21 protein-coding genes are annotated in these 19787 nt (G+C 72.4%); 16 read left to right on the top strand and 5 right to left on the bottom strand.

Annotated elements, in window-relative coordinates; translation table 11 throughout:
• Positions 1-28 precede the first annotated feature (28 nt).
• The 6 genes from aroC (at position 29) to nusB (ending at position 4332) form a co-directional block, all read left to right on the top strand.
• A complete protein-coding gene (aroC, locus tag ETU37_RS14385) occupies positions 29-1207 on the top strand; it encodes a chorismate synthase (RefSeq protein WP_129988037.1) in 1179 nt (392 codons plus the stop codon).
• Positions 1207-1722 (top strand): shikimate kinase, encoded by a 516-nt coding sequence (locus ETU37_RS14380; RefSeq protein WP_240755744.1) that lies wholly within the window; start codon positions 1207-1209, stop codon positions 1720-1722. Before aroC ends, ETU37_RS14380 begins: the two co-directional genes overlap by 1 nt.
• A complete protein-coding gene (aroB, locus tag ETU37_RS14375; RefSeq protein WP_129988036.1) occupies positions 1719-2840 on the top strand; it encodes a 3-dehydroquinate synthase in 1122 nt (373 codons plus the stop codon). The genes ETU37_RS14380 and aroB overlap by 4 nt, the downstream gene beginning before the upstream one ends.
• Positions 2837-3274, top strand: coding sequence for a type II 3-dehydroquinate dehydratase (locus ETU37_RS14370; protein ID WP_129988035.1), 438 nt, complete (start codon positions 2837-2839; stop codon positions 3272-3274). The genes aroB and ETU37_RS14370 overlap by 4 nt, the downstream gene beginning before the upstream one ends.
• 84 nt (positions 3275-3358) lie before the next feature.
• Positions 3359-3922, top strand: coding sequence for an elongation factor P (gene efp, locus ETU37_RS14365; RefSeq protein WP_129988034.1), 564 nt, complete (start codon positions 3359-3361; stop codon positions 3920-3922).
• Positions 3922-4332, top strand: a complete 411-nt coding sequence (gene nusB / locus ETU37_RS14360; protein WP_129988033.1) for a transcription antitermination factor NusB — start codon at positions 3922-3924, stop codon at positions 4330-4332. The genes efp and nusB overlap by 1 nt, the downstream gene beginning before the upstream one ends.
• Before the next feature lie 65 nt (positions 4333-4397).
• Here the strand turns inward: nusB and ETU37_RS14355 are convergent, their stop codons facing one another.
• The 4 genes from ETU37_RS14355 to ETU37_RS23235 form a co-directional block, all read right to left on the bottom strand.
• On the bottom strand, positions 4398-4769 hold the full coding sequence (locus ETU37_RS14355; RefSeq protein ID WP_129988032.1) for a VOC family protein: 372 nt from the start codon (positions 4767-4769) through the stop codon (positions 4398-4400).
• A 68-nt stretch (positions 4770-4837) separates the two neighbouring features.
• Complete coding sequence (locus tag ETU37_RS14350; protein WP_129988031.1) at positions 4838-5566, bottom strand: sulfotransferase-like domain-containing protein; 729 nt, start codon at positions 5564-5566, stop codon at positions 4838-4840.
• Positions 5563-6501, bottom strand: a complete 939-nt coding sequence (locus ETU37_RS14345; protein WP_129988030.1) for an aminotransferase class IV — start codon at positions 6499-6501, stop codon at positions 5563-5565. Before ETU37_RS14345 ends, ETU37_RS14350 begins: the two co-directional genes overlap by 4 nt.
• Positions 6502-6532: 31 nt before the next feature.
• A complete protein-coding gene (locus ETU37_RS23235; protein WP_165372530.1) occupies positions 6533-6688 on the bottom strand; it encodes a DUF2089 domain-containing protein in 156 nt (51 codons plus the stop codon).
• A gap of 91 nt (positions 6689-6779) precedes the next feature.
• Between ETU37_RS23235 and ETU37_RS14340 the strand changes: the two genes are divergently transcribed.
• Positions 6780-7790 carry a nitronate monooxygenase gene (locus ETU37_RS14340; RefSeq protein ID WP_129988029.1) on the top strand — a complete coding sequence of 337 codons (1011 nt, stop codon included), beginning with the start codon at positions 6780-6782 and terminating at the stop codon, positions 7788-7790.
• Here ETU37_RS14340 and ETU37_RS14335 read toward each other — a convergent pair.
• The gene (locus ETU37_RS14335; protein ID WP_206053946.1) at positions 7776-8570 is read right to left on the bottom strand and encodes an aldo/keto reductase; all 795 of its coding nucleotides are present in this window, start codon (positions 8568-8570) and stop codon (positions 7776-7778) included. The two genes, ETU37_RS14340 and ETU37_RS14335, sit on opposite strands and share 15 nt — an antisense overlap.
• A 23-nt stretch (positions 8571-8593) precedes the next feature.
• On the opposite strand from ETU37_RS14335, the gene ETU37_RS14330 reads away from it, so the two are divergent.
• The 9 genes from ETU37_RS14330 to pyrF all read left to right on the top strand — a co-directional run bounded on the left by ETU37_RS14330 (position 8594) and on the right by pyrF (position 19785).
• Positions 8594-9952 (top strand): dihydrolipoyl dehydrogenase family protein, encoded by a 1359-nt coding sequence (locus ETU37_RS14330; RefSeq protein WP_129988028.1) that lies wholly within the window; start codon positions 8594-8596, stop codon positions 9950-9952.
• Between the two features lie 144 nt (positions 9953-10096).
• Positions 10097-10708 (top strand): bifunctional pyr operon transcriptional regulator/uracil phosphoribosyltransferase PyrR, encoded by a 612-nt coding sequence (gene pyrR, locus ETU37_RS14325; RefSeq protein WP_276319690.1) that lies wholly within the window; start codon positions 10097-10099, stop codon positions 10706-10708.
• Positions 10705-11658 (top strand): aspartate carbamoyltransferase catalytic subunit, encoded by a 954-nt coding sequence (locus ETU37_RS14320; protein ID WP_129988026.1) that lies wholly within the window; start codon positions 10705-10707, stop codon positions 11656-11658. The genes pyrR and ETU37_RS14320 overlap by 4 nt, the downstream gene beginning before the upstream one ends.
• Positions 11655-12944 carry a dihydroorotase gene (locus ETU37_RS14315; RefSeq protein ID WP_129988025.1) on the top strand — a complete coding sequence of 430 codons (1290 nt, stop codon included), beginning with the start codon at positions 11655-11657 and terminating at the stop codon, positions 12942-12944. The genes ETU37_RS14320 and ETU37_RS14315 overlap by 4 nt, the downstream gene beginning before the upstream one ends.
• A complete protein-coding gene (locus ETU37_RS14310; RefSeq protein ID WP_129988024.1) occupies positions 12944-13474 on the top strand; it encodes a PH-like domain-containing protein in 531 nt (176 codons plus the stop codon). The genes ETU37_RS14315 and ETU37_RS14310 overlap by 1 nt, the downstream gene beginning before the upstream one ends.
• A complete protein-coding gene (gene carA / locus ETU37_RS14305) occupies positions 13471-14589 on the top strand; it encodes a glutamine-hydrolyzing carbamoyl-phosphate synthase small subunit (RefSeq protein ID WP_129988023.1) in 1119 nt (372 codons plus the stop codon). Before ETU37_RS14310 ends, carA begins: the two co-directional genes overlap by 4 nt.
• The gene (gene carB / locus ETU37_RS14300) at positions 14589-17894 is read left to right on the top strand and encodes a carbamoyl-phosphate synthase large subunit (protein ID WP_129988022.1); all 3306 of its coding nucleotides are present in this window, start codon (positions 14589-14591) and stop codon (positions 17892-17894) included. Before carA ends, carB begins: the two co-directional genes overlap by 1 nt.
• Positions 17891-18928, top strand: a complete 1038-nt coding sequence (locus ETU37_RS14295; RefSeq protein WP_129988021.1) for a quinone-dependent dihydroorotate dehydrogenase — start codon at positions 17891-17893, stop codon at positions 18926-18928. The genes carB and ETU37_RS14295 overlap by 4 nt, the downstream gene beginning before the upstream one ends.
• Entirely contained in the window at positions 18925-19785 is an 861-nt protein-coding gene (gene pyrF, locus ETU37_RS14290) for an orotidine-5'-phosphate decarboxylase (protein ID WP_240755743.1), read from the top strand. The genes ETU37_RS14295 and pyrF overlap by 4 nt, the downstream gene beginning before the upstream one ends.
• Positions 19786-19787 lie beyond the last annotated feature (2 nt).

The raw sequence follows: 19787 nt of genomic DNA, 5'->3' as shown, positions 1-19787 counted from the left end.
CGCCTCCCACGCGTGAAAGACTGACCGCATGCTGCGTTGGCTCACGGCCGGCGAGTCCCACGGACCCGCCCTGGTCGCCGTACTCGAGGGTCTGCCCGCCCACGTCTCCGTGACGTCGGGCGACATCGTCGACGCGCTGGCCCGGCGGCGGCTCGGCTACGGCCGCGGCGCCCGGATGAAGTTCGAGCAGGACGAGGTCGAGATCATCGGCGGCCTGCGCCACGGCCGGACGCTCGGCAGCCCGGTCGCCATCCGGGTCGGCAACACCGAGTGGCCCAAGTGGGACAAGGTGATGTCCGCCGATCCCGTCGACCCGGTCGAGCTGGAGGCGCTGGCCCGCAACGCCGCGCTGACCCGTCCGCGGCCCGGCCACGCCGACCTCGTGGGCATGCAGAAGTACGACTTCGACGAGGCCCGCCCGATCCTCGAGCGCGCGTCGGCGCGCGAGACGGCCGCGCGCGTCGCCCTCGGGGCGGTGGCGACCCGCTTCCTCGAGCAGTCCGTCGGCGCCCGGGTGGTGTCCCACGTCGTCCAGCTCGGCGGCGTCGACGCACCCGAGGGCTCTGTCCCGACGCCCGACGACGTCGCCTACCTCGACGACGACCCGGTGCGCTGCCTCGACCCCGACGCGAGCAAGCAGATGGTCGCCCGCATCGACGAGGCGCACAAGGACGGCGACACGCTCGGCGGCGTGGTCGAGGTGGTCGTGCACGGCCTGCCGCCGGGCCTCGGCTCGCACGTGCACTGGGACCGACGGCTCGACGCCCGCCTGGCCGGTGCGCTCATGGGGATCCAGGCGATCAAGGGCGTCGAGGTCGGCGACGGGTTCGGCCTCGCCGCGACCCCCGGCTCCCTCGCGCACGACGAGATCGTCGCCACCGACGAGGGCATCCGCCGTACCTCGGGCCGCTCCGGCGGCACCGAGGGCGGCATGACCACCGGCGAGGCGCTCCGCGTCCGCGCCGCCATGAAGCCGATCGCCACGGTCCCGCGCGCGCTGCGCACCGTCGACATCGCCACCGGCGAGGCCACGGTCGCGCACCACCAGCGCTCCGACGTCTGCGCCGTGCCGGCCGCCGGCATCGTCGCCGAGGCCATGGTCGCGCTGGTGCTCGCCGAAGCCGTGCTGGAGAAGTTCGGCGGCGACTCCGTGCAGGAGACCCGGCGCAACGCCGAGAGCTACCTGGACACCCTGAGGTTCAGGTAGTGGCTCCCCGGGTCGTGCTGGTCGGCCCGATGGGCGCCGGCAAGTCCACCGTGGCCGCGATCCTGGCCGAGCGCTGGCACCTCACGGTGCGCGACACCGACGCCGACATCGTGGCCGCCGAGGGGCGCGAGATCTCCGAGATCTTCGTCGACGACGGTGAGCAGCACTTCCGCGCACTGGAGCGGGCCGCCGTCGCGGCGGCGCTGGCCGAGCACGACGGTGTGCTCGCGCTCGGCGGGGGAGCCGTGCTCGACCCGGGCACCCGCGAGGCGCTCGCCGGCCACCCGGTCGCCTTCCTCAACGTGGGGCTCTCCGACGCCGTCAAACGGGTCGGGCTCGGCGTCGGCCGCCCGCTTCTGCTCGGCAACGTACGGTCGCGGGTGAAGGCGCTGCTCGACGAGCGGCTGCCGGTCTACCAGGCCGTCGCCACGGTCCAGGTCGACACCGACGGGCGCACCCCGGAGGAGGTCGCCGACGACGTGGCGGCCGCGATCGAGACGAAGGAGCTCTCGTGACGGAGTCGCCCGAGCGCACGGCCATCCCCGTGCGCGGAGCATCCCCCTACGACGTCGTGGTGGGCAGCAACCTGCTCGGCGAGCTGCCCGGCATGCTCGGCAGCGGCGTGCAGCGGGTCGCGGTGATCCACCCGCGGGCGCTGGCCGCGACCGGCGAGGCGATCCGGCAGGACCTCACCGACCAGGGCTACGAGGCCCACGGCATCGAGATCCCCGACGGCGAGGAGGCGAAGCTCGCCCCGGTCGCGTCGTTCTGCTGGCAGGTGCTCGGGCAGACCGGGTTCACCCGCTCGGACGCCGTCGTCACCGTCGGCGGTGGGTCGACCACCGACATGGGCGGGTTCGTCGCCGCCACCTGGCTGCGCGGCGTGAAGGTCGTGCACCTCCCGACGACCCTGCTCGGCATGGTCGACGCGGCCGTCGGCGGCAAGACCGGCATGAACACCTCCGAGGGCAAGAACCTCGTCGGCGCGTTCCACGAGCCGGCCGGTGTGCTGTGCGACCTGGCGACGCTCGAGACGCTTCCGCGCAACGAGCTGATCAGCGGGCTGGCGGAGGTCGTCAAGTGCGGCTTCATCGCCGACCCGGCCATCCTCGACCTCGTCGAGAGCGACCCGATCGCCGCCGTCGACCCGACGTCGCCGCTGCTGCGCGAGCTGGTCGAGCGGGCGGTCCGGGTCAAGGTCGACGTCGTTGTCGACGACCTCAAGGAGACCGGCGGGACCGCCGGACACCCCGGCCGCGAGGCGCTCAACTACGGCCACACCCTCGGCCACGCGATCGAGAAGGCCGAGCGGTACCAGTTCCGGCACGGCGCCGCGGTCGCGATCGGCATGGTCTTCGTCGCCGAGCTCGCGCGCATGGCGGGCCGTCTCGACGACGCCACCGCCGAGCGGCACCGCTCCGTGCTCGAGCTCGTCGGGCTGCCCACGTCGTACAAGGGCCAGGCGCCGTGGGGCCAGCTCCACGAGGCGATGCGGATCGACAAGAAGTCCCGCGGCGACCAGCTGCGTTTCGTCGTCCTCGACGGGCTCGCCAAGCCCGCGGTGATGGCCGGGCCGGACCCGCAGCTGCTGACCGCGGCGTTCGCCGAGGTCGCGGCGGAGGCCGCGCGGTGACCGGCACGAAGGTGCTGGTCCTCAACGGGCCCAACCTCGGCCGACTCGGGCGCCGCCAGCCGGAGATCTACGGCACCACCACCCACGCCGAGCTCGCCGACCTCTGCGCCGGCTGGGGCCGCGACCTCGGGCTCGACGTCGACGTGCGCCAGACCAACCACGAGGGCGAGCTGCTCGACTGGCTCAACCAGGCCGCCGACGACCGCACCCCGGTCGTGCTCAACGCCGCCGCCTGGTCGCACTACTCCTACGCGCTGTTCGACGCCTGCGCCCAGCTCGAGGCGCCGCTCGTGGAGGTGCACATCTCCGACCCCGCGAGCCGCCCGGAGGAGTTCCGGCACACCTCCGTCGTGTCGCCGTACGCCGCCTCCGTCGTGACCGGGCAGGGCATCGACGGCTACCGGCAGGCGCTGGCGTTCCTCGCCGAACTCTGATCCGTCGATTCGGAGAGTCTCGGGGGTCGCGGATAGACTCCGTCAGTTCCCTGATCAACACCACGTAAAGGCTGACGCGCGCACATGGCAACGACCAACGACCTCAAGAACGGCATGGTGCTCAACCTGGACGGCCAGCTCTGGTCCGTCATCTGGTTCCAGCACCACAAGCCCGGCAAGGGCGGCGCGGTCGTGCGCACCAAGCTGAAGAACATCGAGTCCGGCAAGACCGTCGACAAGACCTTCAACGCCGACGTCAAGGTCGACGTGGCCAACGTCGACAAGCGGACGATGCAGTACCTCTACAACGACGGCGCCAACTACGTCTTCATGGACACCTCGACCTACGACCAGATCGAGGTCACGCCCGACATCGTCGGCGACGCCAAGAACTTCATGCTGGAGAACCAGGACGCCATCGTGGCGACCAACGAGGGCCGCGTGCTCTACATCGAGCTGCCCGCGTCGGTCGAGCTGCTGGTCGAGTACACCGAGCCCGGCCTCCAGGGCGACCGCTCCACCGGCGGCACCAAGCCCGCCCGCCTCGAGACCGGCCACGAGATCGCCGTCCCGCTGTTCATCACGAGCGGCGAGAAGGTCAAGGTCGACACCCGCGACAGCAGCTACCTCGGTCGCGTCTCCTCCTGATGGCGGCTCGCTCCAAGGCGCGCAAGCGGGCGCTGGACATCCTCTTCGAGTGCGAGGTCCGCGGCCTGCCGCTCGGCGAGACGCTCGACGAGCGGGTGATCAGCGGTGAGCCGCCGGTCAACGAGTACACCGTCACGCTGATCCGCGGCGTCGCCGAGCACCAGGCCAGGCTCGACGAGCTGATCTCGACGTACTCCCGGGGCTGGAGCCTCGGGCGGATGCCGGCGGTCGACCGCAACGTGCTGCGGCTCGGCGTGCTCGAGCTGCTGTACGTCGACGAGGTGCCCGACGCCGTCGCCGTGAGCGAGGCGATGGCGCTGGTGGGCGACCTGTCGACCGACGAGTCGCCGGCGTTCGTCAACGGCGTGCTCGGCGCGATCCAGCGCGACAAGCCGGCGCTGACCGCCTAGACCCGATTCGTCCGCGGTTCCGCGGGTCTCCACCGCGGGACGGGTGCGGACGAATCGGGGTGGGCTCAGGACGGTACGACGATCTGCTGCAGCGCCCAGCGGTTGCCGTCGGGGTCCTGGAAGTACACGAAGCGGCCCCACGGCTGCTCGTCGACGCCCTCGCACTCCACGTCGCGCTCGCGCAGGTAGGCCAGCGCCTTGTCGGCATCGTCGACGACGACCTGGATGAACTGCGACGACCCCTCGGGCAGCATCTGCAGGCCCACTCCGAAGCAGAACGAGCAGGCCGAGCCGGGCGGCGTGACCTGCACGAAGCGCAGCTCGGGGGAGACGACCTGGTCGTGGTCGACGTTCCAGCCGACCTTGTCGCCGTAGAACGCCTTGGCACGGTCGACGTCGGTGACGGCCAGCGGGACGAGCTCGATCCTGAAGTCCATGGTGGTTCCTTCCTCGGTGGTCTGGTTCGACCCTAGAGCGGGTTCAGGTCAGTTCCTGTCCTAAACCCTCAGAGGATCAGGCGGCGCGCGCGGAGGGCGTCGTACGCCGGGCGGCAGGTCGCGGCGACGGCGGCGTCGTGCGCGGACAGGTGCACCTGGCGCGGGCGCCACGGCTCGAAGCCGGTCGAGGCCTGCACGGCGGCGTACCAGTGCGGTGCCCAGACGCCGTCGGTGTCCCGAGGACCGGCGGGCCAGGAGAGCATCCGGTCGGTGAACGGCACGCCGACCCAGTCGCAGATCCAGCGCAGGTAGCCCTCCGGCGCGCGGAGGAAGTCCGCGGCGTCGATGACCGGCGGAGCGGCGTCGTGGGCGTCCCAGAACGCGACCATGCGTTGCTGCTGGGGCAGGCCGATGTCGTCGGGCTCGCAGGACTCCCGCGACTTCACGTAGGACGCGACCACCTCGGCCGGGTCCCGGATCAGCATCACGTTGCGGAAGCGCAGCGTCCAGAGCAGGTCGTCGTCGGGCCGGAGGTGGAGCGTCATCTGCTTGGCGTAGTGCAGGTCCCGGCCGTCCGGCAGCGGCGCCTCGAGCGAGGCGAGGATCGCGGCCTCGTCGGTGGGCTGGCTCGCGATCACCTCCTCGCGCGCCGGGTGGTCGATGCCGGTGCGGGCGAGGTAGGCGGCGTAGAACGGCTCGTCGACCACGACGGTGTCGGGCCGGTTCTCCCAGGAGCGCATCATCGCGGTCGAGATGTTCCGCGGGCCGCTCCACACGTGCAGCCGGGTCGCGCTCATGGCGCCGTGCGCCCGGCGACGTCGGCGGCGACGAGGTCGCGGTACATCCCCTGCAGCCGCTCGACGACCGGACCCCGCGCGCCGGTGCCGATGATGCGACCGTCGACGGTTCGCACCGGGACGACGCCGGCGAAGGTGCCGGTCACGAACGCCTCCTGGGCGCTGTAGACGTCGGTGAGGCTGAACGTCGTCTCGCGGGCCGTGATGCCGCCGTCGCGGCACATCGCCAGCACGTTGCCGCGGGTGATCCCGCCCAGGCAAAACCTCCCGTCGGACGTCCACACCTCGGGCTCCGCCGGCGTGCCCTTCACGACGAAGAAGTGCGTGCTGTTGCAGGTCGCGACGAAACCGTGGGGGTCGAGCATCAGCGCCTCGTCGGCCCCGGCCGTGTAGGCCTGGATGCACGCGGTGATGTCGTTGAGCTTGCTGTGCGCGTTGAGCTTCGGGTCGAGCGTGTCGGGCGTCGCGCGGCGCACGTGCGTGGTGAACAACGTGATGCCCTCGGTCACGGTGCGCGGCATCACCTCCTTGTGCTCGGCGATGATCACCACGGTCGCCGGGCCCACGGTGACCCGCGGGTCCTGGTACGGCGTCCGCTTCACGCCGCGCGTCACCATCAGCCGGACGTGCACGCCGTCGACCATGTCGTTGGCTCGCAACGTCTCGTAGATCGCGGCGGTGAGCTCCTCGCGGGAGAGCCCGATGTCGAGCAGGATCGCGGTCGCGCCCTCGTAGAGCCGGTCGAGGTGCAGGTCGAGGAACGCCGGGTGCCCGCCGCTGACGCGCAGGCCCTCCCAGACGCCGTCCCCGAGCACGAAGCCGGAGTCGAAGACGGACACGACGGCCCGGTCGCGGGGGAGCAGGTCGCCGTTGACCCAGATCAGGATCTGCTCGTTGCGGGGGTCGTCCTCGAAGTCGTGGGTTCCGTGCGCCATGCCGTCACCCTAGGGGCGGCGGCGCGGGTCCTCACGCGGCATGGGCGGCGATCGACGTGCCGCAGCGCGGGCAATGGAGTCCCGTGCAGGTGTCCAGGTCCTGGCCGCAGCCGCAGGTCGCGCTGACGCGGCTGACGACCGGCGGGTGCGCCTGGAGGGAAGCCCAGGCGTGGCGTTCGGTGGTCATCGTCGTCACCTCCTCCGCGGTGTGGTCGGTGTGTCCCTTCACGAGAGGAGACCGCCCGGCCGCCGCTGATTCATCGGTCTAGCCTGGCGGGATGCTCGACCTGCGCGACCTGTCCCGCCCGGTCGTCGCCGCCCCCATGGCCGGCGGCGCGTCGACGCCTGCACTCGCGGCAGCGGTGACGGAATCCGGCGGACTGGGGTACGTCGCGGCCGGCTACAAGACCGCCGCCGCGGTCGCCGACGACCTGGCCGCCGCGCGGGCAGCGACGTCCGGGCCGCTGGCCGTGAACCTGTTCGTCGTCGAGCGGTGCGACCCGGGTGCCGACGTGCTGGCCGGCTACCGCGCCGACCTGGAGCCCGAGGCCGCGCGGCTCGGCGCGACGCTCGGCGAGCCCGCCTGGGACGACGACGACTGGCAGGGCAAGCTCGACCTCGTCCTCGACGTGCGTCCGGACCTGGTGTCGTTCACGTTCGGCTGCCCCGACGCCGACGTCCTCCGGAGGCTCGCCGAGGCACGGGTGCACACCGCGGTGACCGTGACGACGGCCGACGAGGCGCGCGAGGCCGTCGCCCGGGGAGCGCGTTCGCTGCTGGTGCAGGGCCCGGACGCCGGGGCGCACCGCGGCACCTGGGACCTGCTGGCCGTGCCGGCCGCGCAGCCGCTGCCCGACCTGCTGCGCGACGTGCTGGCCGCCGTCGACGTGCCCGTGGTCGCCGGCGGCGGGGTCATGGACGCGACCGGCGTCGAGGCCCTTGTCCGGGCCGGGGCCGTCGCCGCGCTCTGCGGTACGGCGTACCTGCTGGCCGACGAGGCGGGCACCAACCCGGTGCACCGGGCCGCGCTCACGGATCCGGCGTTCGAGGCGACCGCGCTGACGCGGGCGTACACCGGCCGGTGGGCGCGCGGGCTGGCCAACCGGTTCATGGCCGAGCACCCCGACGCACCGGCCGCGTACCCGCAGCTGCACCACCTGACCTCGCCGCTGCGGAAGGCGGCCGTCGCGGCCGGTGACCCGCAGGTCGCGCACCTGTGGGCCGGGACGGGGCACACGCAGGCGCGACCCGGCCCGGCCGCGGAGCTCACGCGCTCACTGACGCCGTGATGACCCCAGGCCGTCGAGGGCGGCCATGTCGTCGTCGGACAGCTCGAAGCCGGCGACGTCGGCGTTCGCCGCGATCCGCTCGGGCCTGGTCGACTTGGGGATCGCGACGAACCCGTGCTGCAGGTGCCAGCGCACGATCACCTGCGCGGGCGTGCGCCCGAGCCGGTCGGCGATGCCGGAGATGGTCGCGTCGGTGAGGGTGCCGCCGCGCAGCGCGCTGTAGCCCTCGAGCACGATCTCGCGGTCGGCGAGCTCGCGGACGAGGCCGGCGTCGTACAGCAGCGGGCTCCACTTGATCTGGTTAACCGCGGGCTTCACGCCGGTGGCGTCGACCAGCTCGTCGATCTGGGCGGGGGAGTAGTTGCTGACGCCGATGTCGCGCACCAGCCCCGCCTCGCGGGCGGCGACGAACGCCTCCCAGACGGCGCGGCGCTCGTCGGCGGAGTCGGTCGTCCAGTGGATCAGCCACAGGTCGACGTGGTCGGTGCGCAGCGCCTCCAGGCTCTGCTCCAGCGTCTCCCGCTCGCGCCCGGCCCGGTCGGGCGGGCACTTGGTCGTGACGAACACGTCGTCGCGGGCGACCCCGCTCTCGGCCAGCGCCCGGCCGACCTCGGCCTCGTTGCCGTAGACGGTCGCGGTGTCGAGGTGCCGGTAGCCGGACTCGAGCGCGGCGGCGGTCGCCGTCACGGCGTCGGAACCGGTGATCTGCCAGGTGCCGAAGCCGAGCAGCGGCATCGCACCGGCGACGAGGGGAACGGTCTCGTGGGGGACGTGGGTCATCCCCCGACCGTAGTCTGACCGTCATGAGCGCCCGTGAGGTCGATGTCGTGGTCGTCGGGCTCGGTCCCGGCGGCGAGTCCGCTGCCAGCCAGCTCGCCCGGGCGGGCCTGGACGTGCTGGCCGTCGACCGGCGGCTGGTCGGCGGCGAGTGTCCCTACTACGGCTGCATCCCGAGCAAGATGATGGTGCGCGCCTCCGACGTGCTCGCGGAGGCCCGCCGGGTCGACGGTCTCGCCGGTACGGCGTCCGTCACCCCCGACTGGTCGGCCGTGGCGCGGCGCATCAAGGACGAGGCGACGGCCGACTGGGACGACACGATCGCCGTGGAGCGGCTGGAGAAGGCCGGCGCCACCGTCGTGCACGGCGAGGCCCGGCTGGTCGGCCCCCGGCAGGTCGAGGTCGCGGGCGAGACCTGGACCGCGCGGAAGGGCGTCGTGCTCAACACGGGCACCGAGCCGGCGGCCCCGCCGGTCGACGGCCTCGCCGACACGCCGTACTGGACCAACCGGGACGCGGTACCAGCCGAGCAGGCGCCTGCCTCGATGATCGTGCTCGGCGTCGGAGCGATCGGCGCGGAGATGGCGCAGGCGTTCGCCCGCTTCGGCACCCGCGTCACCGTGGTCGAGCTCTTCGACCGGATCCTGGCCCTGGAGGAGCCCGAGGCCGGCACGCTCATGGGGCAGGTGTTCGCCCGCGAGGGCATCCAGGTGCTGACCGGCACGCAGGTCGAGCGGGTGTCCTACGACGACGGCACCTTCACCGTCGAGGCCGCCGGGCAGCGCCTCACCGCCGACCGGCTCCTCGTGGCCACCGGCCGTCGCACCAACATCGCCGCCATCGGCCTGGAGACGGTGGGACTCGACCCCGAGCAGCGCGCCCTCGACACCGACGGCCGGATGCGGGTGACGGGCGCCGAGGGGCTGTGGGCGATCGGCGACATCACCGGCAAGGGCGCGTTCACGCACGTGTCGATGTACCAGGCCGCGATCGCCGTCCGCGACATCCTCGGCCAGGACGGGCCCGAGGCGGCGTACCACGCCGTCCCGCGCGTGACGTTCACCGATCCCGAGGTCGGCAGCGTCGGTCTGACCGAGAAGCAGGCCCGCGACGCCGGCCTGGACGTCCAGGTCGGCACCACCGACCTCAGCGCTTCCACCCGTGGCTGGATCGCGCGGGCCGAGGGCCTGATCAAGGTCGTCGCCGACGCCGACCGCGGCGTGCTCGTCGGCGCCACGGTCGTCGGGCCGTCCGGCGGGGAGGTCCTGTCGATGCTGGCCACCGCCGTGCACGCTGAGGTGCCGGTGACGACGCTGCGCTCGATGATCTACGCCTACCCGACCTTCCACCGGGCGGTCGAGGAGGCCCTCAAGGCGCTCGGCTGACCCGCCGGCGTGGTGCGGCCGCCCACACCTCGGGACGCGCCGCGGCGGATGTGAGAAGCACCCCGCCCGGCTGTTAGGGTGACCAGCGATCGACATCCTTTAACGAGCCGTCCCGTGAGGCGGAGAAGGAGGTCCGACGAGCTCGTGTGTGCCCAAGCCAACGCACCAGCCGCTCACCTCGGCAGCACTGCCCGCACCGTGATGGACGCGCGTGACGTCTCCCGCGCTCTCACCCGCATCGCCCACGAGATCCTCGAGCGCAACAAGGGCGCCTCGAACCTCCTGCTCCTGGGCATCCCGTCCCGCGGCGTCCCGCTCGCGCAGCGGATCGCCGCCAAGATCGCCTCGGTCGAGGGTCACGACGTCGAGGTCGGGTCGCTCGACGTGACGATGTACCGCGACGACCTGCGGATGAAGCCGGCCCGCGCCCTCATGCGCACCGACATCCCCTCCGACGGCATCGACGGCAAGGTCGTCGTCCTCGTCGACGACGTGCTCTTCTCCGGACGCACCATCCGGGCGGCGCTCGACGCGATGAACGACCTCGGCCGCCCGCAGGCCGTGCGGCTCGCGGTCCTCGTCGACCGGGGCCACCGCGAGCTGCCGATCCGCGCCGACTTCGTCGGCAAGAACCTCCCGACCTCCCTGGTCGAGAAGGTCTCCGTGCACCTCGCCGAGTTCGACGACGAGGACGCCGTGCTCATCTCCGGCACGTCCGCCGACGACGCGCCGAGCCGCGAGGAGGAGTCCCGATGAAGAAGCACCTGCTGAGCGCCGGCGACCTGTCCCGCGACGACGCCGAGCTGATCCTCACCACCGCCGAGGAGCTCCGGTCCCTGGCCGACCGGCCGATCAAGAAGCTGCCAGCGCTGCGCGGCCGCACGATCGTGAACCTCTTCTTCGAGGACTCGACCCGCACCCGGATCTCGTTCGAGGCCGCCGCCAAGCGGCTGTCCGCCGACGTCATCAACTTCTCCGCCAAGGGCTCCTCGCTGAGCAAGGGCGAGTCGCTCAAGGACACCGCGCTGACGCTGGAGGCGATGGGCGCCGACGCGGTCGTCGTCCGGCACTGGGCGTCCGGGGCGCCGCACCTGCTGGCCAACGCCGGCTGGTCCAAGAGCTCGGTGGTCAACGCCGGCGACGGCACCCACGAGCACCCGACCCAGGCGCTGCTCGACGCGTTCACCATGTGGCGGCACCTCGGCAACCTCGACGGCCGCCGGGTCGCGATCGTCGGCGACGTGCTGCACAGCCGGGTCGCCCGCTCCAACGCGCTGCTGCTGCGCACGCTCGGCGCCGAGGTGACGCTGGTGGCCCCGCCGACGCTGCTGCCGTACGGTGTCGACGGCTGGGGCGTCGAGACGTCGTACGACCTCGACGGCGTCCTGCCCAAGGCCGACGTCGTGATGATGCTGCGGGTGCAGCGCGAGCGAATGAACGCCGCGTTCTTCCCGACGGTCCGCGAGTACTCCCGTCGCTACGGCCTCGACGGTCGCCGGATGGCGAACCTCCAGGACCACACGATCGTGATGCACCCCGGCCCGATGATCCGCGGCATGGAGATCACCGCCGACGTCGCCGACTCCGACCGCTCGGTGATCGTCGAGCAGGTCACCAACGGTGTCGCCGTCCGGATGGCCGTCCTGTACCTGCTGCTGGGCGGCTCCGAGCCGGCCCTGTCGAAGAACGCCGAGGGAGACGAGTGAGCACCACCTACCTGATCCGCAACGCCCGCATCCTCGGCGGCGACGCCGCCGACATCCTCGTCGAGGACGGCCGGATCACCGAGGTCGGTGCGGGTCTGAGCGCCGACGGCGCCGAGATCGTCGACGGCGAGGGCCTGGTCGCCCTCCCGGGCCTGGTCGACCTGCACACCCACCTGCGCGAGCCTGGCCGCGAGGACGCCGAGACCGTCGACACCGGCACCCAGGCCGCCGCGCTCGGCGGGTTCACCGCCGTGCACGCGATGGCCAACACCGACCCGGTCGCCGACACCGCCGGCGTCGTCGAGCAGGTCTGGCGGCTCGGCCGCGAGGCCGGCCACTGCGACGTCTTCCCGGTCGGCGCCGTCACCGTCGGCCTCCAGGGCGAGCGGCTCGCCGAGCTCGGTGCGATGGCCGACTCCGCCGCCCGCGTCCGGGTGTTCTCCGACGACGGCAAGTGCGTCTCCGACGCGGTGCTGATGCGCCGGGCGCTGGAGTACGTCAAGGCGTTCGACGGCGTCGTCGCCCAGCACGCGCAGGAGCCGCGGCTCACCGAGGACGCCCAGATGAACGAGGGCGAGCTCTCCGGCCGCCTCGGCCTGCGCGGCTGGCCGGCCGTCGCCGAGGAGGCGATCATCGCCCGTGACTGCCTGCTCGCCGCCCACGTCGACTCCCGCCTGCACGTCTGCCACGTGTCCACCGCCGGCTCGGTCGAGATCGTCCGCTGGGCCAAGAGCAAGGGCTGGAACGTCACCGCCGAGGCGTGCCCGCACCACCTGCTGCTCACGGACGAGAAGGCGCTGACCTACGACCCGATCTACAAGGTCAACCCGCCGCTGCGCTCGGCCGCCGACGTCGAGGCGCTCCGCGCGGGCCTGGCTGACGGCACCATCGACGTGGTCGCCACCGACCACGCGCCGCACCCCCACGAGGACAAGGACTGCGAGTGGCAGGCGGCCGCCTTCGGCATGCTCGGCCTCGAGACCGCGCTGTCGATCGTCCAGGCGACGATGGTGGACACCGGCCTGCTCGACTGGGCCGGCGTCGCCGAGCGGATGTCCACCAAGCCCGCCGAGATCGGACGCCTCTCCGGGCACGGCCGCCCGCTCGCCGCCGGTGAGCCCGCCAACATCGTGCTGTACGACGCGGGCGCGACCCGGGTCGTCGACCCGACCGAGACCGCGTCGCTGAGCCGCAACACGCCGTACGCCGGCATGGAGCTGCCCGGCCGCGTGGTCGCGACGTTCCTGAGAGGCAAGCCGACCGTGCTGGACGGGAAGCTCGCCTGATGACCGAAGCGCCCACCTGGGTGCCCGTGGCGCTCCTCGGCCTGGTGCTGGTCCTCGCCTACCTCGGCATGTGGCGCGGCTGGAAGGGCCGGGCGACCAGGCACGACCTGCCGCCGCTCGTCGAGGTCCCTCCCGTCGCCGAGCTGCCCGAGGCGCGGTTGACCGGGGGAGCGCGCTACTTCGGCACCACCGTCGCCGGCGACTGGCTCGACCGGGTGGTCGCCCGGGGCCTCGGCGCTCGCAGCCAGGCCCGGCTGAACCTCTCCGCCGAGGGGCTCGACGTGGTCCGCCTCGCCGGGTCGTTCCGGATCCCCGCCGCGGCCGTGCGCGGCGCCCGCCACGACCAGGGCATCGCCGGGAAGGTCGTGCCGCCGCACGGCCTGCTCGTCGTCACCTGGGAGCACGGCGACCTCACGCTCGACACCGGCTTCCGCCTCACCGACGAGGCCGTCGCCGACAGGGGCACGACCGAGGCCCACAACGCCTGGGTCCGCGCCATCAGCAAGCTGACGAAGGAGAACGCACAGTGAGTCCCGCGATCCTCGTCCTGGAGGACGGTCGCACGTTCCACGGCGAGTCCTACGGCGCCGAGGGCGAGACGTTCGGCGAGGCGGTGTTCTCCACCGGCATGACCGGCTACCAGGAGACGCTCACCGACCCGTCGTACCACCGCCAGGTCGTCGTGATGACCGCGCCGCACGTCGGCAACACCGGGATGAACGACGAGGACCCCGAGTCCCGCAAGATCTGGGTCAGCGGGTACGTCGTGCGCGACCCCGCCCGCGTGCCGTCGAGCTGGCGGGCCCGGCGCTCCCTCGACGACGCGCTCCGCGAGCAGGGCGTCGTCGGGATCAGCGGCATCGACACCCGCGCGCTGACCCGGCACCTGCGCGAGCGCGGCGCGATGCGCGTGGGCATCTCCACGACCGAGACGGACCCGCAGACACTGCTCGCGCGGGTCCTCGACGCCGACGAGATGGCCGGCACCGAGCTCTCCGACCAGGTGACGACGACCGAGACCTACGTGGTCCCGGCGGTGGGGGAGAAGCGGTTCACCGTCGCCGCCGTCGACCTCGGCATCAAGGCCAACACGCCGCGCATGATGGCCGAGCGCGGCATCGAGGTGCACGTGATGCCGGCGACCGTCAGTGCCGAGGAGGTGCTGGCGGTGGACCCCGACGGCGTCTTCTACAGCAACGGCCCCGGCGACCCGGCGGCCACCACCCAGCAGGTCGAGCTGCTGCAGGCCCTGCTGCGCCAGGGGCTGCCGTACTTCGGCATCTGCTTCGGCAACCAGCTCTTCGGCCGCGCACTCGGCTTCGGCACCTACAAGCTCAAGTACGGCCACCGCGGCATCAACCAGCCGGTCATCGACCGCACCACCGGCAAGGTCGAGGTCACCGCGCACAACCACGGCTTCGCCGTCGACGCGCCGCTCGACGGGTCGACCCGCACCCAGTACGGCGACGCCTCGGTCAGCCACGTCTGCCTCAACGACGACGTCGTCGAGGGGCTCGAGCTCCGTGACGAGGCCGGGAAGCTCAAGGCGTTCTCGGTCCAGTACCACCCGGAGGCCGCGGCCGGACCGCACGACGCGGCGTACCTGTTCGACCGTTTCTGCGACCTGATGGGGGACAACGCCTGATGCCGAAGCGCACCGACATCCAGAGCGTCCTGGTCATCGGCTCCGGGCCGATCATCATCGGCCAGGCCTGCGAGTTCGACTACTCCGGCACCCAGGCGTGCCGGGTCCTCAAGCAGGAGGGCCTGCGCGTCGTGCTGGTGAACTCCAACCCGGCGACGATCATGACCGACCCGGAGTTCGCCGACGCGACGTACGTCGAGCCGATCACCCCGGAGTACGTCGAGAAGGTCATCGAGAAGGAGCGGCCCGACGCGCTGCTCGCCACGCTCGGCGGGCAGACCGCGCTCAACGCCGCGATCGCGCTGGCCGAGGCCGGGATCCTCGAGAAGTACGGCGTCGAGCTGATCGGCGCGAGCATCGAGGCGATCCACCGCGGCGAGAACCGCGAGTCGTTCAAGCACATCGTCGAGGACCTCGGGGGAGAGGTGGCCCGCTCGGTCATCTGCCACACGATGGACGACTGCCTCGGCGCCGCCGACCAGCTCGGCTACCCCATGGTCGTGCGGCCGTCGTTCACGATGGGCGGCACCGGCTCGGGCATGGCCTACGACGAGGACGACCTGCGTCGCATCGCCGGTGCCGGCCTGGCCGCGAGCCCGACCACCGAGGTGCTGCTGGAGGAGTCGATCCTCGGCTGGAAGGAGTACGAGCTCGAGGTCATGCGCGACAAGGCCGACAACGTGGTCATCGTCTGCAGCATCGAGAACCTCGACCCGATGGGTGTGCACACCGGCGACTCGATCACCGTCGCGCCGGCGATGACGCTCACCGACCGTGAGTACCAGCACCTGCGCGACCTCTCGATCGGCATCATCCGGTCGGTCGGCGTCGACACCGGCGGCTGCAACATCCAGTTCGCGGTCAACCCCGACGACGGCCGCGTGGTCGTCATCGAGATGAACCCCCGCGTCTCCCGCTCCTCGGCGCTGGCGTCGAAGGCGACCGGCTTCCCGATCGCCAAGATCGCCGCCAAGGTCGCGATCGGCTACACGCTCGACGAGATCCCCAACGACATCACCGCCGAGACCCCGGCGTCGTTCGAGCCCACCCTCGACTACGTCGTGGTGAAGGTGCCGCGCTTCGCGTTCGAGAAGTTCCCGTCCGCCGACCCGACGCTGACCACCCACATGAAGTCCGTGGGCGAGGCGATGGCGATCGGCCGCAACTTCACGGAGGCGCTGCAGAAGGCCTTGCGCAGCCTGGAGAACAAGGCCGCCGTCTTCGACTGGACCCACGAGTGGCAGGACCTCGACAAGGCGGCCCTGCTCGACGAGATCCGCACCCCGCACGACGGCCGGCTCAAGAAGGTCATGGACGCGATGCGCGCCGGCGCCACCGCCGAGGAGATCTTCGAGTCGACCAAGATCGACCCCTGGTTCGTCGACCAGCTCAGCCTGATCAACGAGGTCGCCGGCCAGATCGCCGCCAGCCCGGAGCTCACCCCCGAGGTGCTGCGGCTGGCCAAGCGGCACGGCTTCTCCGACGCCCAGGTCGGCAAGATCCGCGACATGCCCGAGGCCGTGGTCCGCGGCGTCCGGCACGCGCTCGGCATCCGGCCCGTGTTCAAGACCGTCGACACGTGCGCCGCCGAGTTCGCCGCCCGCACGCCGTACCACTACTCGTCGTACGACGAGGAGACCGAGGTGCAGCCGCGTGAGCGCGAGGCCGTGATCATCCTCGGCTCGGGGCCGAACCGGATCGGTCAGGGCATCGAGTTCGACTACTCGTGCGTGCACGCGAGCCTGGCGCTGTCGGCGTCGAAGGGCGGCGCCGGCTACGAGACGATCATGGTCAACTGCAACCCCGAGACGGTCTCGACCGACTACGACACCTCCGACCGGCTGTACTTCGAGCCGCTCACGCTGGAGGACGTCCTCGAGATCGTGCACGCCGAGCAGCAGGCCGGCCCGGTGGCCGGTGTCATCTGCCAGCTCGGTGGGCAGACGCCGCTCGGCCTCGCCCAGGGCCTGCAGGACGCCGGCGTCCCGATCGTCGGCACCTCCCCGCAGGCGATCCACCTCGCCGAGGAGCGCGGGGCGTTCGGCCGGGTGCTCGCCGAGGCCGGGCTGACGGCGCCGATGCACGGCACGGCGGCGTCGTTCGCCGAGGCCCGGGAGATCGCCGAGGCCATCGGCTACCCGGTGCTGGTGCGCCCGTCGTACGTCCTCGGCGGGCGGGGCATGGAGATCGTCTACAGCGACGAGTCGCTCGAGGGCTACATCACCCGCGCCACCGAGATCAGCCCCGAGCACCCCGTGCTGGTCGACCGGTTCATCGACGATGCGGTCGAGATCGACGTCGACGCGCTGTTCGACGGCGAGGAGCTGTTCCTCGGCGGCGTGATGGAGCACATCGAGGAGGCCGGCATCCACTCCGGCGACTCCTCCTGCGCGCTGCCTCCGATCACGCTCGGCGACCAGGAGATCGGTCGCATCCGCGAGGCCACCGAGGGCATCGCCCGGGGCATCGGGGTGCGCGGGCTGCTCAACATCCAGTTCGCGCTCGGCTCCGACGTCCTGTACGTCCTGGAGGCCAACCCCCGGGCGAGCCGCACGGTCCCGTTCGTCTCCAAGGCCACCGCGACGCCGCTCGCCAGCGCCGCCGCCCGGGTGATGCTCGGCGAGTCGATCGCCGACCTGCGGAAGGCCGGGGTGCTGCCGGCCGAGGGCGACGGCGGCATGCTCCCGTCCGACGCGCCCATCGCGGTCAAGGAGGCCGTGATGCCCTTCAACCGGTTCCGCACGCCCGACGGCAAGAACGTCGACACCGTCCTCGGCCCGGAGATGAAGTCGACCGGCGAGGTGATGGGCTTCGACGCCGACTTCGGCACGGCGTTCGCCAAGGCGCAGACCGCTGCCTTCGGGTCGCTGCCGACGCGCGGCAAGGTCTTCGTGTCGATGGCCAACCGCGACAAGCGCACGATGATCTTCCCGATCAAGGTGCTCGCCGACCGCGGCTTCGAGGTGCTCGCCACCCAGGGCACCGCCGAGGTGCTGCGCCGCAACGGCGTCGACGTCACGGTCGTCCGCAAGCACTACGAGGGGCCGGGTCCCCACGGCGAGCCGACCACCGTGCAGCTGATCCAGGCCGGCGAGGTCGACCTGATCATCAACACCCCGCACGGCTCGTCCGGCGGCGGCTCCGCCCGGATCGACGGCTACGAGATCCGCACCGCCGCCGTGATGGCGAACGTCCCGTGCATCACCACGGTGCAGGGGCTCGGCGCGGCCGTGCAGGGCATCGAGGCGCTCCGCAGCGGCGACATCGGCGTCCGCTCGCTGCAGGAGTGGGCGGCCCGGCGGTGACCGGCTACCGCGCGCTCTTCGACAAGGTCCTGGTCCGGCTCGACGCCGAGAAGGCGCACCGGGCCGGGTTCCGCGCCGTCCGCGCCGCCCGGCCGGTGCTCGGCCGCCTGCACCACGACCGGTGGCCCGTGAAGGCGATGGGGATCGAGTTCCCCGGCCCGCTCGGCCTGGCCGCCGGGTTCGACAAGAACGCCGAGGGCATCGACGCGCTCGCCGCCGTCGGGTTCTCGTTCGTGGAGGTCGGCACGGTCACCGCCGAGCCGCAGCCCGGCAACGACCGGCCGCGGCTGTTCCGGCTGCCCGAGGACCGCGCGGTCGTCAACCGGATGGGCTTCAACAACGACGGCGCCGAGGCGGTCGCCGAGCGGTTGGCCCGGCGCCGCCTGAAGCGCCGCCACGACCACGTGGTGCTCGGGGTCAACATCGGCAAGACCAAGGTCGTCCCCGAGGCCGACGCGGACGCCGTGGCGGCCGACTACGAGAAGTCCACGCGCCTGCTCGCGCCGTACGCCGACTACCTGGTCGTCAACGTCTCCTCGCCCAACACACCGGGGCTGCGCGACCTCCAGTCCGTCGAGCGGCTGCGCCCGCTGCTGGTCGCCGTACGACGCCAGGCGGACGCCGTGACGAGCGCGCACGTGCCGCTGCTGGTCAAGATCGCGCCCGACCTGTCCGACGACGACGTGCTCGCGGTCGCCGACCTCGCCGTCGAGCTCGGCCTCGACGGGATCGTCGCCACCAACACCACGATCAGCCGCGCGGGTCTTCGCTCGTCGCCCGCCGAGGTGGAGCTGGCCGGCGCCGGCGGTCTGTCCGGGCGGCCGTTGCGCGAGCGGGCGCTCGTGGTGCTCGAGCTGCTGCGCGACCGGGTCGGCCCCGACCTGACGATCATCGCCGTCGGCGGCATCGGCGACGCCCACGACGCTCGCGCACGGCTGGAGGCCGGAGCGACGCTGCTGCAGGCCTACACCGCGTTCGTCTACGAGGGCGCCGGCTGGCCCGCCCGCGTCCAGCGCGAGCTGGCCGGCCGATGACCGACGAGGACCAGGAGCCCGCCATGACCTTCGGCCGCCGTCTCGCGGACGCCTTCGACACCCGCGGACGCCTGTGCGTCGGCATCGACCCGCACCCCGGTCTGCTGGACGCGTGGGGCCTCACCGACTCGGCGTTCGGGCTGGAGAAGTTCGCGCTCACCGCCGCCGAGGTGCTCGCCGGCACGGTGCCGGTCGTCAAGCCCCAGTCGGCGTTCTTCGAGCGGCACGGCTCGGCCGGCATCGCCGTGCTGGAGCGGACGATCGCGGCCTGCCGCGAGCTCGGCGCGCTCGTCCTGCTCGACGTGAAGCGCGGCGACATCGGCTCGACGGCGCAGGCGTACGCCGACGCCTACCTGCACCCGGCGAGCCCGCTGGCCGTCGATGCCATCACGGTGAGCCCCTACCTCGGCTTCGGCTCCGTGCAGCCGATGATCGACACCGCGCTGGCCCACGACCGCGGCGTCTTCGTGCTCGCGATGACGTCCAACCCCGAGGGGCCGCAGTTCCAGCAGGCCGCCACCGCCGACGGCCGCACCGTCGCCGCCACCGTCCTCGACGAGGTTGCCTCCCAGAACGCCGGAGCCGAGCCGCTCGGCTCCGTCGGTGTGGTCGTCGGGGCGACCGTGCCACGCGAGGGCGTGACCCCGTCGTTCGACGTCAACGGGCCGATCCTGGTGCCCGGGTACGGCGCCCAGGGCGGCACCGTCGACGACATGCGCGCGCTGTTCGGCGACGCGTCCCCCTGGCTGCTCCCGAGCAGCTCCCGCGAGATCCTGCAGGCCGGGCCCGACCGCGAGGCGCTGCACGCCGCCGCGGTGCGCGCGGCCGACGACGTCGCCGGCCTCGATCGGCGCTGAGG

Source organism: Nocardioides iriomotensis (assembly GCF_004168035.1).
Taxonomy (GTDB): Bacteria; Actinomycetota; Actinomycetes; order Propionibacteriales; family Nocardioidaceae; genus Nocardioides_B; species Nocardioides_B iriomotensis.
The sequence above is the reverse complement of the archived record's forward strand: the minus strand, read 5'-3'. Positions and strand labels throughout refer to the sequence as shown.